Source organism: Chitinophaga sp. RCC_12 (assembly GCF_041360695.1).
Lineage (GTDB): Bacteria > Bacteroidota > Bacteroidia > Chitinophagales > Chitinophagaceae > Chitinophaga.
Genome location: NZ_JBFUPS010000001.1, coordinates 629645 through 645579, shown reverse-complemented (window position 1 = coordinate 645579; position 15935 = coordinate 629645). Strand labels below are relative to the sequence as shown.

Here is a 15935-nt window from a genome sequence, read left to right as displayed (position 1 = left end):
CATTTTTGTAGCATGCATATAAGACGTCGCAAAAATATGATACCCCTACGGCGATAAATTATTTTTTTAAATCATAATTGTGTTACAACATGATTTAACGAAAAAAGGAAGGCCCGGGCCTTCCTTTTCCAATAAAATACGAAGCCCTGTCAGTCCAGGATGGCACAGTTAAACCCGAGCCGGGTTACAAAATCTATAATTGTTTGTTCTGCTAGTGATTGAGGGCTTACAATACGTAATACTTTGTCACAGTCTTCCAGGTCTACGCTACAGGCATTTACGGTAAATTGTGCTGAAATGGCGTCAATAACATTGTTTCTATCCTGAACAGTTGTAATATTGGTACGGAATATTCCCAACATAGATGATAATTTTTTTTGATTCGGAATATTTTTATGCAAATTTGCTACTGTTATCCCATATAGCTGTTACACGAGACGGATTATCAATTATACGAAACGGATTTTTTTATGGGCGTAGTTATTACAGATGATGCCAACCAGGTATTGCTAGTGGAAGAAATTCCTTTCGATTACCATAAGATCCGTTCCAGGGGAATGATTGAAGAAACCCAGGAACTGCATAAGGATTTTGGCTCCGCAACTGTGCACGAATATAATTTCGAGGGCACCAGTATTGCCTGTTGCAAGGCGGAGGTGTACGAGAATATCCATGTTTCTTCAGATTTTATGGAGCCCCGTGTCATGATGTTATTCATGGAGCAGGGAGACATTACTACAACCCTTGGGGGGATTTCGGACAATTTCAGGTTTTCCACACAGGAACATAATCTCATGTTTAGTCCCGAGCAACTGGAGACTGTGGGCGTAAAGAAGCAGCGGGACATTCTCTTTTTAGGTATGAGCTTTACGCCGGCGCGGTTCCTGGAGCTGGCGGAAAACAATGGGCGCGTGCTGGATCAACTGGCCAATAACGTGGCGGGGAATAAATCCGTGACGCTGGCCGATAAGTATAATCCCCGGATTACGCCTCGTATGCGCATGGCGATGGAGGAAGTGCGGCAGTGTAAATTCCAGGGAGGTTTGAAAAAGCTGTTTTTGCAGTCGAAAGCCATGGAGCTGCTTGCCCTGCAATGTGAGCAGATGGAAGTGGCGCAATCGTCCGGTACGCCTTTGCGTAATAAAATTACTTCACAGGATGTAGAGAAGCTGTATTATGCGAGGGACCTGGTATTGCAGCATATCCAGGAGCCGTTAAGCCTGGAGGAGTTATCGCGCAAAGCAGGGTTGAATGAGTTTAAGTTGAAATCAGGCTTTAAAGCCATTTTTGATAATACGGTATTTGGTTATTTGAACGACCACCGCCTGGAGCTGGCCAGGAAACTGATAATGGGCGGAGATTTGCCCATGGCGCTCATCGCAGAGCAGGCCGGATATTCCTCTCCCCAGCACTTCAGTACTGCTTTCCGTAAGAAATTCGGGGTGAGTCCCGGGAAAGTCAGGGGTTAAATAAAAAAGGACAGGAGCAACCGTTGGTTGCTCCTGTCCTTTTTAGTATTAATACGCCAGTGTAAAGCGTTGTTTGATATGTTTTGGTTGTTCCAGTTCATCCACTAGGGCTACTGCGTAGTCGGCTGAAGAAATTTTACTCTCTCCTTTATCATTGAACACTACCTGGTTGGTGCCCAAACGGAATTTACCGGTACGTTCACCTGGTTCTATCATCATAGCCGGGCTTATTACGGTCCAGTCGAGGTCTGTGGACTGTTTAATCACATTGAATGCGTCGCGGGTGGCAGTGGCGCCGCCTTTCCACTCTGCGGGGAATTCGGGGGTATCCAGCAATTGTACACCAGGGGCTATTTCCAGGCTGCCTGCACCACTAACGGCGATGAGTCTTTTGATACCGGACTTTTTGGTAGCATTAATAATGGCGTTGATAGCTTTTACGTAAGTAGCGGAGTCGTGGGCGCTGTAAGCGCTGATCACAGCTTCATTGCCGGCCAGCAGCGGAGTGATTTCTGCTTCGTTGGTGGCGTCTCCTTTCTTTACAGTAAGATGTGCGTTGGTAACGGTTATCTTTTCCGGGTGACGAACGATGGCCGTTACTTCATGTCCTCTGCTCAGCGCTTCATTTAAAATGGCTGATCCTATAAATCCGGATGCTCCGATGATGGCAACTTTCATGATGTTAATTTTTTTGTAGTGACTAAATAATACAGCCTGCCCGTGCTGATTGTTCTAATTGTTAGAAAAAATATTACAGTTTAGAGGATAAAAAAACAGATCCTCTGATCTGTAATAAAAATAATTACAGTACAAAGATAGGGAAGATATTTTAATTACCAAGCGAATTTTGTCTTTCTCGCTGATTACGCTGATTATACTGATTCAGGGGATTTGATCATGTTGGATTTTAAAGGATTTGGGGAGATGTAAGCGGATTTTGTCTTTCTCAGGATTACGCTGATTTTACTGATTCAGGGGATTTGATCGCGTTGGATTTTAAGGGATTTGGGGAGATGTAAGCGGATTTTGTCTTTCTCAGGATTACGCTGATTTTACTGATTTAGGGGATTTGACCATGTTGGATTTTAAAGGATTTGGGGAGATGTAAGCGGAGGTTGTCTTTCTCGCTGATTATACTGATTTCTTTGATTTTATTTTCAGATAATTTTATAAATAATTTGGGGAGATACAAGCGAAAATATCCGCTTACATCTCCCCAAATCCTTTATAAAATCCAAAAAGTAAAATCCTTTAAATCAGTAAAATCAGCGTAATCCTGAGAAAGACAACCTCCGCTATCTCTTTTCCAAGAGGTAGGCCGTAGCCTTGCTGCTCACCTTTTTGGCGGCCGGCTGCACGGTTTCTGTTTTAACAGTAGGAGGAACCGGTGGCTGCTTGGTATGAAACATTTCGGCCAGCGTGGGCGCAATCACCAACGATACGATAGACATCAGTTTGATGAGGATGTTCATACTTGGGCCGGAAGTATCTTTGAACGGATCACCTACGGTATCACCGGTTACGGATGCTTTATGTGGCTCAGACTTTTTGTAATAGGTTTCGCCATTGATTTCAACGCCTTTCTCGAAAGATTTTTTTGCATTGTCCCAGGCGCCACCGGCGTTGTTCTGGAAAATTCCCATCAGCACGCCGCTAACTGTAGCGCCGGCGAGGAACCCACCCAATACTTCCGGACCGGCTATAAAGCCTACCAGTAAAGGTGAAATCAGGGCGATAGCGCCAGGCAGCATCATTTCACGGATAGATGCCTGCGTGGAAATAGCCACACATTTATCGTATTCCGGTTTGCCGGTACCTTCCATGATGCCGGGGATTTCACGGAACTGGCGGCGTACTTCTTCCACCATCGCCATAGCTGCACGGCCTACCGCCGCAATAGCCAGGGAGGAGAAGATGAACGGGATCATCCCACCCACAAACAAACCTGCCAGTACATTCGCTTTATAAATATCGATACCCTGGATACCGGCTACACCTACAAAGGCGGCAAACAGCGCCAGTGCCGTTAAGGCAGCAGAGGCGATGGCAAAACCCTTACCGGTAGCGGCGGTGGTGTTACCTACTGCATCGAGGATATCTGTTTTTTCTCTTACTTCTTTTGGAAGCTCGCTCATTTCAGCAATACCACCGGCGTTATCGGCAATGGGGCCGAAGGCGTCGATAGCCAGCTGCATGGCCGTAGTAGCCATCATACCAGCGGCCGCAATGGCCACACCGTATAATCCCGCCAGGTGGAAGGAACCGGCAATACCTGCAGCCAGCACCAGGATGGGCAGGGTAGTGGATTCCATACCAACAGACAACCCACCGATAATATTGGTGGCGGCGCCGGTAGCAGATTGACGGATAATTGATTTTACCGGACGTTTACCCATCGCGGTATAATATTCTGTGATGATGCTGATCAGCGTACCTACGGCCAGTCCTACCATGATGGCGCCAAATACCTGTCCGCGGGTGAATTCATGACCGCGCAAGGTCATGGCACTTTCCGGGAGGATCCAGTTTACCAGGAAGTAGGAAACGATGGCTGTTAATATAATAGAACCCCAGTTTCCCATGTTCAGCGCTTTTTGTACCACGCCGGTATTCAGGCCGGAGCCTTCGCCGATGCGTACAAACAGGGTACCGATCATAGAGAAGATGATGCCTGCGCCGGCGATGATCATTGGCAGCAGGATAGGAGCGATGCCGCCGAATGCGTCATGGGAAACGGTTTCAGAACCGAGTACCATCGTGGCTAATACGGTAGCTACATAAGAACCGAACAGGTCGGCGCCCATACCGGCTACGTCGCCTACGTTGTCGCCTACGTTATCGGCAATGGTGGCAGGGTTCCGGGGATCGTCTTCCGGGATGCCGGCTTCCACTTTACCCACCAGGTCAGCGCCCACATCGGCTGCTTTGGTGTAAATACCGCCACCCACGCGGGCAAACAGGGCAATACTTTCTGCGCCTAATGAAAAACCAGTGAGCACTTCAATGGTTTTGATCATTTCAGCAGTATTCGCTTCCGCCCCGAAATATGATTTCAGTATAATAAATAAGGAGCCTAATCCGAGAACAGCCAAACCGGCAACACCCATTCCCATTACCGAACCGCCGGTAAAAGACACCTGCAGCGCTTTAGCAAGACTGGTACGTGCCGCATGCGCAGTACGCACATTGGCTTTGGTGGCTATTTTCATGCCTATGAACCCCGCGGTGGCAGAGAACACTGCGCCAATCACGAAAGCCAGCGCGATGGACCAGTGGGAGTTTTCATGTGTAGCTCCCATGTATCCCAATAGCAGGGCGGCAATAATCACAAAATAAATAAGGACTTTATACTCAGCTTTCAGAAATGCCATAGCGCCTTCAGCGATATGCTGGGCTATCTCTTTCATCTTGTCGTTTCCAGCATCCTGGCGTGTAACCCAGGAGCTTTTAACAGCCGTATACAACAAAGCCAATAATCCAAAACATGGAACGAGGTAAACTATATTCATGTAAGCGAAATTTACAAATACGTGGTTGACAAAAAAGTTTAGTAATTAAAAAAAATAGGATTCCAAAAAAAAATATTCAAATGAATATAAAACATAAATTATTAATTGTGTACCCGGTAAATAAAATTATTGTACACATGGGCCATGGGTAAGTATTTCAGGCGAAAAAAAATAAAGCGCTCAGATGCCTTCCCGGAAGGCATTGCCCAGTGAGGCGATAATGTCGGAGGCAGTCATGGCTTCCTGCGAGAGCTGCGCTGCTGCCAGATCGCCGGCATAACCGTGCAGCCACACGCCTAGCAGCATAGCGGCTTTTGGGGTATAGTCCTGCGCCAGCAAACCGGTTAAGATCCCCGTGAGCACATCCCCGCTGCCACCGGTAGCCATACCGGGGTTGCCGGTGTGGTTAAAATATACGGCGCCATCAGGACAGGCAATCGCAGTATACCGTCCTTTCAATAAAATATACAGCTGCAGGTCTACGGCTTTTTTTGATAGTAATTCCAGCCGTGCCACATCGTTGGCCGTTTTGCCGAATAACCGCTCAAATTCTTTCGGATGTGGGGTAAGCAGGGATCCCTTAGGCACTTTGTATAACAGGTAGGAATATACGGAAAGCAGGTTGAGGGCGTCGGCGTCTATCACCATCGGGCGTTGCCAGGCGTCCATCAGCGCTTCGAACGATTTGGCGGTTCCGGGCTGTTTATCGATACCCGGACCAATACCGATGGCTTTGTAACCGGCAGAACTGATTCCTTTATGAAAATGGGTGCTGTAGTGGGCGTCTTCATCAGTGATGCACATAGCCGCCGGTTCGCTGATCTGCAAGATCTGGGTGCCGCACTGGGGAACATGACAGGTAAGCAGCCCTACTCCGGCGCGTAAACAGGCACGGGCACTCAATACTGCTGCGCCCATTTTTCCATAGCTGCCGGCAATGAGTAATGCGTGGCCGTAGGTGCCTTTATGTGCAAAGGGATCACGCGGCCGGTAAATGGTACGCATCATTTCGCGATCGGACAGGTGATATCGTGCAGGCGTTTGCGTTATATATTCCGGGTGCAGCCCAATTGGCAGGATATGTACATCTCCTGCGTAGGGCGCATTTTCGGGTAACAGGAAAGCCAGTTTATAAAATTCGAAGCTCAGGGTGGTATGCGCCTGTACAACAGGATTATGCACACTGCTTTCATCGGCCATCAGCCCGGAGGGCATATCTATGGCTATAATGGGATGTTTGTGGCGCTGGTCGTTGATAAGGTGTATAATACCTGCTACCCATCCGTCAACCGGCCGGCTCATGCCTGTACCAAAAATAGCGTCAATGATAATAGCGTTGGGAGGAAGTTCCGGGAAGTCGGATATATCGCCGATGGTATAAATTCCGGCGGGGTATTGCTGTTGCAGGATATGCAGCTGATGTTCGTGGTCGGGGCTTGCTTTGCTGCTATGCTGCAATATGCCGGTATGTACTTCGTAGCCATGTCCGAGCATTAAACGGGCGATGACCAGTCCATCTCCCCCGTTATTTCCTTTTCCGCAAAAAATATAAATAGGATGGGAGGGAGAATAATGATCTTCCAGCCAGGCTGCACATTGTCCGGCCGCCCTTTCCATCAGGTGTGTACTGCTGATGGGTTCATGAGCAATGGTGAAGGCATCTGCCTCCCTGATCTGTGCAGCGGAGAAGATTTTCATGTCGGAAAGTTGAACATTAAAATTACTCCAAAATAAGGAACATAAAAAAACGGACCATGCTTGCCTCATGATCCGTTTGTAATGAAGTGGTCGCCGGGATTAAAAAGTATATCGGGCAGACACACCGCCGATCTCCTCACCAAGATAGTTGGTGGGTCCAACAAACTGTACGTAAGGTTTCAGATCAGCACTGATGTTCAAAGGAATTTTCTTGAAAGTATATTCGATACCAATGATGGCATCCAGACCGGGAGACACATAAGTACCCTTGCCTTTTTCCACATAACGGTCCCAGTCGTAATCGCGACGGTCGTAGAAACCTACGTGCGCACCACCACCGGCATACATGTTCAGTTCAGGCATACCTATGTTCCAGTTGTATTCATACAATCCGGTAAAAGTAACATTTGTTTTGTGTGAGTGATTGGTGGTTACCAGTCCTTCGATGGCGTGTGGACCTGTAATAAAGTGCTTAATGGTAAAGCCCACTACCCACGGATTGAGGCGGATACCCAGTGCAGTTTCGTAGTTGGATGGATCGCTGCTCTGATAGCTTTTTTTCTTCTGCGCGTTTGCCTGGATCGCAATTACAGCAATAAGGCTGAAAAGTAACACGACTTTTTTCATAGATGTGTTGTTTGAATGAAACTTAAAAATATACGTTGAGAAACGTTGGCTTGTTCTCTAAAGTATATACACGACGAAATTAATTCACGGTTGCTTTGCAAGAACAGTGCCAACCGGTTTGATCAGGCGTAGAAAAATGAATCCCGCGATACCTGCTGCAAGAGAGGCAACAATCACTGACATGATGGCTATAATCTGCATTTCCCTCTCTTGATAAGCCAGTGAAGAAATGAAAATAGACATGGTAAAACCAATGCCGGCAATAAGTCCGACGCCGGCAAGCTGTAACCAGCCCGATTTTGAAGGCAGGGTAGCCAGTTTGAGTTTTACGGCAGCAAAGGAAAGTGTAAATATGCCCAGTGGTTTTCCCAATACCAGCCCGGCAATGATGCCATAACTGATGTTATTATGGAGCGCGCCGCTGATATCTGCCGGTAACAGGATCGCGGTATTGGCAAGCGCAAATACGGGCATGATAATAAAATTCACCGGGTCGTGTAAACTATGCACCAGTCCGGCTATACGCTCCTGCGGAATACAAAACGCCAGCAATACGCCTGCAATTGTGGCATGCACGCCTGAATTGAAAAGGCAATACCAGAGTACAATACCAGGAATATAATAAAAGATCAGGCGCTGCACTTTCAGGAAATTCAGCAACAGTGGTATGAGTAAAACGCCGCCGCCGATCAGTAAATATTTTACGTCGAGGTGTGGGGTGTAGAAGATAGCAATGGTTAATATGGCGCCCAGGTCGTCGATGATGGCCAGCGCCATCAGGAAGATCTTGAGTGCTACCGGTACGCGTCTACCCAGCAGGGATAAAATGCCCAGTGAAAAAGCAATATCGGTGGCCATCGGAATACCCCAGCCATGTGCATAGGCGGTATTTTTATTAAAGAGGACGAAGATCAGCGCGGGAAACAGCATGCCGCCTATGGCGGCCAGTACAGGCAAAATGGATTTGCGTACTGAAGATAATTCTCCTACGGTGAGTTCTCTTTTTATTTCCATGCCTACGAGAAAAAAGAACAGTACCATCATGCCGTCGTTTATCCATAACAGGTAGGAGTTGGGCAGGTGCAACGACCGGTATTGGTAATGGTGGCCGCCTGCGGGATCAAATAACGTATTCCAGAATCCTATATAATCTTCATGGGCGCCAGTGTTAGCCAGTACCATTGATATGACGGTGCATACAATGAGTACAATTCCTACCGCGCGACTATCTTTCAGGAAAGTGTGGATAGGGGATATCAGTGTTTTCCGGATGATGTTAATAGAGTTCTTAATCACAATCTTTTTTATTAAAAATATTCAGGAAAGATGATATTGGAAATGGCTGCGTTGAAGCAGCCATTTCCAGGTATTGTTTCAACGAAAATTATTGCATTAGCTCGTATTTCGTTTTGGGCTGCCGTTTTATATCCCACTTAAAGTTTTCCAGCAGGAGCTGTTCTTTAGGGCGTTGTGTAAACGGATACACGGTTCCTTCCGGATCTTTGATCAGTACCACTTTATCTACTTCTCCTTTTTTAAAGAAGATATTAATAATGGCGCACTGGGCTTTGTTGACGCTCATATAGGCGCCGGCCTTGTCTTTAATATAATTGATCGTTTCCGCATTTCCTTCCACGTGCATCCAGTCGAGGGTTTCACCCAGTACATAACCGGTAATCACATTGCCTTTAATCTGGTTAAACATGCCCGGTCCGGCTTCATTAATAATAAAGCCGTTGTTTTTGAGCAGCATTTTATCTGCTGTCTGGTTTTTGGTGAACATGAGGATGGTATCGCCGCTTAGCTGGGTGGTGTTATTAGACCAAAGCACCGGGGTGCCATAGAAGCGGAAGATAGAATCCTTCGACGAATAGTATACGCTGTCTGCTACACCCTGGAGGGAGTCGGAGAATATTTTCACATGATGGTAGGCGAGGATATAACGTTGCTCACTGGTATCTTTAGGTGCGGTGAGCGCCATACTGTCTGCATGGTGCTTGATACCCGGCAGGGAATCGTGCAGGACCACGTCCGGTATGGGCGCCACCTTGATGTTTGTCACAGCCGAATCCAGTTTCTGCCTGGTTTTGGCGAGGGTGCTGTCGGCGATGAACATCATAACGTTGGCGGCTACACTATCCTGTTGTCGCCGGGCGATGGAATCGCCCCGGGTGATGGGGGATATGGTAGCGGTAAATTTCTCCGGCGGTCGTATATTCCGGATGCTTTTCAGGTTTTTTGTGGGAGAATCCGGGATGCGTTTCAGTCCGGCTACAGAGGGAATAGATAAGCTGTCGTCTGGTCTGATCACGCCTGAAAACAGGGTATCAGCGGCCATATACAGGGTATCTTTATTTTTTTCCATGATGAGCAGCGGCTTCTGGGTGGCGAGGATCGTTTTTTCGCGTTGGTTTACGATGCCCCTGTTGGCCAGCAGCGACATTTTGCGGGCGGTGTCCTTATATACCATGTTACCGGTGGCATAGGCCATACCGGAAAGTTTGTCCATTTCTATGTTATCGGCGGTGATGGTGCCGGTACTGTCTTCGATGGTAGGCCGGTTCCCAAAATTACCATAGCCTTTTTCCGTGTCATAATAACCGCTGGTGGCGTACATCACGCTTTTGTCGTTATTGTTGATGGTGGTAGGCGCAACGATGGTGGCTATTTTGGTACCGGTATTATACAACAGTTCATCTGTGCTGAGGGTGTATTCCGGATCTACCAGTAATACATTCCGCATGAAGTGCATTTCCTTGGTATCGGTGTAATAGTATCCTTCATCGCTGGTGAGTACGCTTTTACCATTTACGAGTTTACCGGTTTTGACATAGGAGCCTATTTTGGCGTTCATGTCATATTGTAGTTCGGGGCCGGTGATGGTTACTTTACCGTCTGTCAGTTTTGCATCTTCCCTGAGGAGAGCAAGGCGGGTATTGGCATCGTAGTTCAGGTAATTACCGTAGATATGAACGCTGTCGGCCTGGTTAATATGTATATGGCCGTATGCGTCGATGATATTGGTTTTATTATCTTTCACGGCACTGTCGCAGTTAAACAGGGTGGTACCTTGTTTAAAGAGGGCGTTGCCGATGAAGCGGGTAACGCTGACAGAATCTTTGTCATTCATGATCAGTGAGTCCGCGTGAATAATTTCAATTACCGACCCGGCTTTCGGCGCTTGTTGAGCCGGAAACTGGGCGTTGGCCGTAGCTGCCAGCAGGCAGATGACGGCCAGAAAAATCCCTGATTTTATGTATCGATGCATTGATTCTTTTTATTGTACCGCTATTGTGTCAGAAGGTAACGGTTTCGTTTTATCTTTTTTGCCAAACAGGGAGAAGTGTACATAGCGTTTTGGATTGACGCGGAGGTCTTCCAGCAGCTTATTCAGGTTACCCAATGAGTACTGGAGGTTGTTGTACACTTTTTTATCGTTCAGCAGCATGCCTGCAGTGCCATCGGTGGTATTCAGTTTATTGATGGTCTGGTTAAGGCTGGTCACGGTTTGTTGTAATTGCGCCAGTGTTTTATCGATGTTGCCGTTAGCCAGCGCACCGGTGGCTTTCTGGGCATTATCGAGGATACCGGTAATTTTACTGTTATTCTCTTTCAGGTTACCGGTAACGGCGGCCAGGTTATCGAATGTTTTCTGGATGTTACCGTTGTTGGGATCCAGCATACTGTTAAGGGATGCGGAGGTATGCGTAAAGTTACGCATGGTGGTATTGAGGTTGCGGATGGCGTCCTGGAGGTTGCCTTTTGCGGTGGTATCGAGAATGGCATTTACCGACATCAGTACGGAATCGATATTAGACAGGGTGCCTTCCAGTTTTTTTACCAGCGGGTTAAGCTGTTCTTTCAGGGCGTCTGTCATGGAGCCGTCTACGGCTGCGTAGATGGTGTCGCCACTTTTCAGATATTCGCCGGCGTTACCCAGGTCGAGCTGTACTGTTTTGGTACCCAGCAGGTCGCTGCTGATACGGGCCACAGAGTTACGGGGGATATCAATTTTTTTGGTAATGGTGATGGCTACCAGGATACGGGAGGCATCTTTGTCCATTACTTCCAGGTTAGCTACGTTACCGACTACCAGGCCATTTACCTGTACCGCGTTGGCTGGTTGTAAACCATTTACCTGGTGGTACACGGCATAAATGGTTTTATTATGAGAAAACAGGCTTTTTCCTTTCAGCAGATTAAAGCCCAGCACAAGTAAGGTTATACCCAGCACAGTTAATACACCTACTTTGGTTTCGTTAGATAATTTGAGCATGAGATTCGTATACGTTCACGCAAAAATAATCAAAAAGCATGCACGGAAGTGGTCGTACGAAAATGTTAGTAATAAAAAAGAGGAAAGCGGGGTAATAAGAAGGGGGGAGGGAGGAGGCAGTGTGATTAGCAGGAAGTTACGAAAGCATCTTTGAAACCCAGTTTGCGGGCTTTGCGCATCTCGCCGGAGGCTTGTTCATCGGTCCTGAAGCGGCCCAGGATATATTTGTTCAGTTTTTTTTTATTCATCACGATGCGTTGGCGGTTCACGTCACCGTGGAGCTTCCTGAAAATGGAAGCTCCCGGTTTATAAAATTTGTCGGTGATCATGAGTTGTACGCAGTAGCTGTCGCCGGGTACGGGGGCAGACTTATTGTTGCTGCTCCTGTTGCTGGTGTTTAGCAATGCGGTCGTGTTATTGCTTTTAGCCGATACTTTGGTGGTAGCCGGCTGGGTGTTGCGGTTATTGGTAAACCTGTCGAGTTCCTCACGGTAACGCTTAATGGCTTTATAAATGCAATTGGCCAGTTCCTGTTGTCCGTTGTTGGAGTTGAGATAGTCTTCTTCTTCGGGGTTGCTGATAAAGCCCAGTTCCACCAGCACGCTTGGCATGGCGGTGGCAGACAGTACCCAGATACCTTTTTCATTTCTTTGCCTGGCGCCGCGGCTGATACGTCCTACCCGGGTAAATTCATCCTCGATGAGGGTAGAGAGGCGGAGGCTCTGGTCGAAGTAGGCATTTCTCAGGGTATTGAGCAGGATGAAGGTTTCAGGATCGTCGCTCATCAGCTGCTGGGTTTCTTCTGAGTTGGCATCGAGTACGATAACGGAGTTTTGTTTCAGGGACTCCATCTTAGCGTTGTTTTTGCTGGTAGCCCATATATACGTTTCCGTACCTTTTGCATTGCTGGGGTAGTAGGCGTATATCGGTGTTTTTACCGGGATCTTTTTCTTTCCTTTCTTGCGGTAGGTGGTTTTGTAACCGGTTACCTTGCGGATTTTGCCGGTAGAATTGCAGTGGATGGATACAAAAAGTTCCCCTTTATTGTCGTTGGCAATCTGGGCTTTTTTGCGGGGATCGTCGAAGCGGTCACTTTTTCGTGTATACACTACCTTTACATCGGGCATGTTTTCTTCCAGGATCTTTCCCAGTTTCAGTGCCACTTCCAGTGTTACCTGTTTCTCCGTGGAATAGCTGCCTTTTGCGCCGGGATCTTCACCGCCGTGGCCGGCATCAATAACAATAGTTCGTATAGGCTTGTCCTGTTTATCGGAAACGGGATTTGTTTTGGCCTGAATAAATAAGGTACAGGTGAGTAGTGTTCCCAGTCCTAAAATCCAAAATCGGTTCCAGCGCATGATTCTCATTTTAATGGGTGCTGTTTTTCACAAAAAATAAAAAAATAAGTTTATCTGTTAAATTAATAATCCGCTTGTTCCACGCGAGTTTCCGCTACCTTTCGTTATATTACCTTACAAACATTACAAGTTACCATTTGTAATAAATTGTATAAAATCTTGTAGGTTTGCCGCCATAACACATGAACGCTAGCTACAAAAATAATTATAAAAAGTTTTTTCGGCATACATACCTGGTTTTTGCCGGTATGTTCGTCGCCATTCCCTTTATTATAGATGCAGTTGCGGGTGAAAGGCCACAAGTTGTTACTTATTTTAACAAAAGTTTGGCAGATACCACTCCGCTGATACGGAAAGATACCGGCAAATTACCAAAACCGGTACCTGTTTCCCCTGTCACAGCCGATTCCACCCAATTAACCAAAGGTGTGGACACCAGCGGTGAAACGACCGTAGATACCTTGTTCGTACCAAAGATATCAAAAGACACGCTGGATGCACCGGTAAATTATAAAGCAAAGGATTCTATCATCCTGATGGTACCCGATAAACGCTTCTATTTATATGGTACCGCCAACACAAAGTACAAAACGATTGACCTTTCTGCCGAAAAAATGAATTTCGACCAGGAAACCGGCATCCTGGAGGCTACCAACGCCAAAGATACGGCCGGCAAGCTGTTTGGCGGCCCGGTGATGAACGACGGCGGACAAAGCTTTGAATCGGATACCCTCAAATATAACTTTACCTCCCAGAAAGCGAAGATTTATAATACCCGCTCCCAGTACGGAGAAGGCTATATTCACAGCCAGCAAACCAAAAAGGCGGCAGATAATACCATTTTCGGCTTTAAAAACGGGTACACTACCTGTAACCTGGATACACCGCACTTTAGCTTCCGGGCCCGTAAAATAAAGGTGATCCCCGATAAACTGGTGATCTCCGGCCCGGCTAACCTGGAAATAGAAGGCATTCCCACACCACTGTATATACCTTTTGCCATTTTTCCCATCACCCAGGGTCAGCGCTCGGGTATACTGCCGCCACAGTACGTGGTGAACCAGCAGAAAGGGATAGGCCTGGAAAACGGCGGGTACTATATCGGTTTAGGGGACCATTTCGACCTGACCATGCGCGGGGACGTGTATTCTTATGGCAGCTGGAGTCTCACGGCCAGCCCTACCTACCGGAAGCGATATAAGTACAACGGCGGGCTTAATCTGAGCTTTGCCAATACCCGCTTCGGGGATCCGGCCGTAAAATCAGAGTTCAGCACCTCAAAGGATTTCAGGGTCACCTGGAACCATAGCATGGACAGCAAGGCGCGCCCCGGCGTGAACTTTGGCGCTGCCGTGAACTTTGGAACCTCTTCCTATAACAAGTACAACGTGTATGACTACAATACACGTGTAAATAATAACATCGGATCGTCTATCACGTTCTCCAAAACCTGGCAGGGGAAGCCCTACAACCTCACCATGGGGTTGAACCACTCGCAGAACCTGAGCACCCGTGATGTGTCTATTTCCTTCCCGGACGCCACTTTCACGGTAAATACGATCTATCCTTTCCAGCCAAAGGAAATGGTGGGCACGCCAAAATGGTACGAAAAGATTGGGGTTTCCTACAATACTATCCTGCGCAACCAGGCTAACTTCAAGGATTCCCTGTTTGGTAAACAGGCGATGTTTGACGCCATGCAAACCGGCATGCAGCATAATATCCCGATCTCGTTTTCTATCCCGGTGTTTAAAACCTTTACGTTATCCCCAGGGATCAACTATACCGAATACTGGTATACGAAGAAATTTGCCCGTAAATGGGATCCGAACAAATGGAACCCGGGGCTGGATACGCTTGGTGCCATCGATACCACCTACATTCCCGGATTTTACAGTGCCCGCGATATCAGCGCCAGCATGTCGTTGTCTACCGCCATATACGGTATGTACACGTTTAAAAAAGATTCAAAGATCAAAGCCATCCGCCATGTGATGCGCCCCACGCTGAGTGCCAGTTACCGCCCCGATCTGTCCAGCAAATATTACCATGAGCTGCAATACAACAAGGAGGGCGATAAACAAATGGTATCCGACTTTGACGGAGCCATCATCGGCGTGCCTTCCCCTGGCGCGTTTGGAGGCCTGAACTTTGGGCTGGACAATAACCTGGAGATGAAGGTGTTCTCTAAAAAAGATACCACGGGCAACCATGAAAAGAAAATAAAACTGCTGGATGGTTTTGGGATCAACGGCAGCTACAACCTGGTGGCAGACTCCTTTAAGTTGTCTACTTTCAGCTTATACGCCCGTACCAACCTGTTCGATAAGCTGAATATCTCCGCCAGCGGTAATATCGACCCCTACCAGGTAGATGCCCGCGGCCACCGCCTTGATAAATACGTATGGCAGCAGGGAAAAATCAGCCTGGGTCGTTTAACCAATGCCAGCATTTCCATGAGTACCTCGTTCCAGTCGAAAGATAAAAAGAGCCAGGAGAAAGAACAGAAGATCGATTCCATGGAGAATGTACAGGGCGCAGACGCCGCTTTTGCCGCGCAACAGCGGCAGCTGCAGATGGTGCGTAACAATCCCGGCGAGTACGTGGATTTCGATATTCCGTGGCGTGTGGATCTTTCCTATAGCTTATCTTATACCAATACCGTTATTCCCGATTCCGGGGGTGTGGTGAAACGTATTACCCAATATGTAAGTTTTAACGGCGACTTCAGTCTCACGCCAAAATGGAAGATTGGTTTGAACAGTGGTTTCGACTTTACCAATATGCAGGTGGCCTATACGAATATGTATATCTCGCGCGATCTGCACTGCTGGCAGATGTCGATCAACCTGATTCCGTTTGGTACGTTCCGGCAGTTTAGTATCACCATTAATCCGAAAGCGGGTATTTTGCGTGATCTGCGGATAAACCGATCGAGACAGTTCCAGGATTTATAACGAAAGCGGGGATTGCCATTGGCAATCCCCACTTTCGTTAT

11 protein-coding genes are annotated in these 15935 nt (G+C 47.4%); 2 read left to right on the top strand and 9 right to left on the bottom strand.

Features of this window, described 5'->3' with window-relative positions; all coding sequences use genetic code 11:
- Positions 1 to 149: 149 nt before the first annotated feature.
- Positions 150 to 362 (bottom strand): hypothetical protein, encoded by a 213-nt coding sequence (locus AB6805_RS02625; protein WP_079473379.1) that lies wholly within the window; start codon positions 360 to 362, stop codon positions 150 to 152.
- A gap of 108 nt (positions 363 to 470) precedes the next feature.
- Here AB6805_RS02625 and AB6805_RS02620 point away from each other — a divergent pair, with 108 nt between their 5' ends.
- Complete coding sequence (locus AB6805_RS02620; RefSeq protein WP_370907910.1) at positions 471 to 1469, top strand: helix-turn-helix transcriptional regulator; 999 nt, start codon at positions 471 to 473, stop codon at positions 1467 to 1469.
- Positions 1470 to 1517: 48 nt separating this feature from the next.
- Here the strand turns inward: AB6805_RS02620 and AB6805_RS02615 are convergent, their stop codons facing one another.
- From AB6805_RS02615 to AB6805_RS02580, 8 genes are all read right to left on the bottom strand, one after another.
- Positions 1518 to 2147 (bottom strand): NAD(P)-dependent oxidoreductase, encoded by a 630-nt coding sequence (locus AB6805_RS02615; RefSeq protein WP_370907909.1) that lies wholly within the window; start codon positions 2145 to 2147, stop codon positions 1518 to 1520.
- A gap of 617 nt (positions 2148 to 2764) precedes the next feature.
- Positions 2765 to 4978: a sodium-translocating pyrophosphatase gene (locus AB6805_RS02610; RefSeq protein WP_370907908.1), complete on the bottom strand. Its 2214-nt coding sequence runs from the start codon at positions 4976 to 4978 to the stop codon at positions 2765 to 2767.
- A 180-nt stretch (positions 4979 to 5158) separates the two neighbouring features.
- Positions 5159 to 6676, bottom strand: a complete 1518-nt coding sequence (locus AB6805_RS02605) for an NAD(P)H-hydrate dehydratase (protein ID WP_370907907.1) — start codon at positions 6674 to 6676, stop codon at positions 5159 to 5161.
- Between the two features lie 99 nt (positions 6677 to 6775).
- Complete coding sequence (locus AB6805_RS02600; RefSeq protein WP_370907906.1) at positions 6776 to 7303, bottom strand: hypothetical protein; 528 nt, start codon at positions 7301 to 7303, stop codon at positions 6776 to 6778.
- An 84-nt stretch (positions 7304 to 7387) separates the two neighbouring features.
- Positions 7388 to 8599 carry a Na+/H+ antiporter NhaA gene (gene nhaA / locus AB6805_RS02595; protein WP_370907905.1) on the bottom strand — a complete coding sequence of 404 codons (1212 nt, stop codon included), beginning with the start codon at positions 8597 to 8599 and terminating at the stop codon, positions 7388 to 7390.
- Between the two features lie 88 nt (positions 8600 to 8687).
- Positions 8688 to 10571: an OstA-like protein gene (locus tag AB6805_RS02590; RefSeq protein WP_370907904.1), complete on the bottom strand. Its 1884-nt coding sequence runs from the start codon at positions 10569 to 10571 to the stop codon at positions 8688 to 8690.
- Positions 10572 to 10580: 9 nt separating this feature from the next.
- Positions 10581 to 11579, bottom strand: a complete 999-nt coding sequence (locus AB6805_RS02585) for an MlaD family protein (protein ID WP_370907903.1) — start codon at positions 11577 to 11579, stop codon at positions 10581 to 10583.
- 125 nt (positions 11580 to 11704) lie between these two features.
- Entirely contained in the window at positions 11705 to 12937 is a 1233-nt protein-coding gene (locus AB6805_RS02580; protein ID WP_370907902.1) for an N-acetylmuramoyl-L-alanine amidase, read from the bottom strand.
- A 248-nt stretch (positions 12938 to 13185) separates the two neighbouring features.
- On the opposite strand from AB6805_RS02580, the gene AB6805_RS02575 reads away from it, so the two are divergent.
- Positions 13186 to 15894: a putative LPS assembly protein LptD gene (locus AB6805_RS02575; protein WP_370907901.1), complete on the top strand. Its 2709-nt coding sequence runs from the start codon at positions 13186 to 13188 to the stop codon at positions 15892 to 15894.
- The last annotated feature ends 41 nt before the right edge of the window (positions 15895 to 15935 follow it).

What these genes read in the sequence shown, in the direction of transcription:
- AB6805_RS02610 (WP_370907908.1), bottom strand. Translation starts at nt 4,978, where the DNA reads ATGAATATAGTTTACCTCGTTCCATGTTTTGGATTATTGGCTTTGTTG.
- AB6805_RS02580 (WP_370907902.1), bottom strand. Translation starts at nt 12,937, where the DNA reads ATGCGCTGGAACCGATTTTGGATTTTAGGACTGGGAACACTACTCACC.
- AB6805_RS02620 (WP_370907910.1), top strand. Translation starts at nt 471, where the DNA reads ATGGGCGTAGTTATTACAGATGATGCCAACCAGGTATTGCTAGTGGAA.
- AB6805_RS02585 (WP_370907903.1), bottom strand. Translation starts at nt 11,579, where the DNA reads ATGCTCAAATTATCTAACGAAACCAAAGTAGGTGTATTAACTGTGCTG.
- AB6805_RS02625 (WP_079473379.1), bottom strand. Translation starts at nt 362, where the DNA reads ATGTTGGGAATATTCCGTACCAATATTACAACTGTTCAGGATAGAAAC.
- AB6805_RS02575 (WP_370907901.1), top strand. Translation starts at nt 13,186, where the DNA reads ATGTTCGTCGCCATTCCCTTTATTATAGATGCAGTTGCGGGTGAAAGG.
- AB6805_RS02590 (WP_370907904.1), bottom strand. Translation starts at nt 10,571, where the DNA reads ATGCATCGATACATAAAATCAGGGATTTTTCTGGCCGTCATCTGCCTG.
- AB6805_RS02615 (WP_370907909.1), bottom strand. Translation starts at nt 2,147, where the DNA reads ATGAAAGTTGCCATCATCGGAGCATCCGGATTTATAGGATCAGCCATT.
- AB6805_RS02605 (WP_370907907.1), bottom strand. Translation starts at nt 6,676, where the DNA reads ATGAAAATCTTCTCCGCTGCACAGATCAGGGAGGCAGATGCCTTCACC.
- AB6805_RS02600 (WP_370907906.1), bottom strand. Translation starts at nt 7,303, where the DNA reads ATGAAAAAAGTCGTGTTACTTTTCAGCCTTATTGCTGTAATTGCGATC.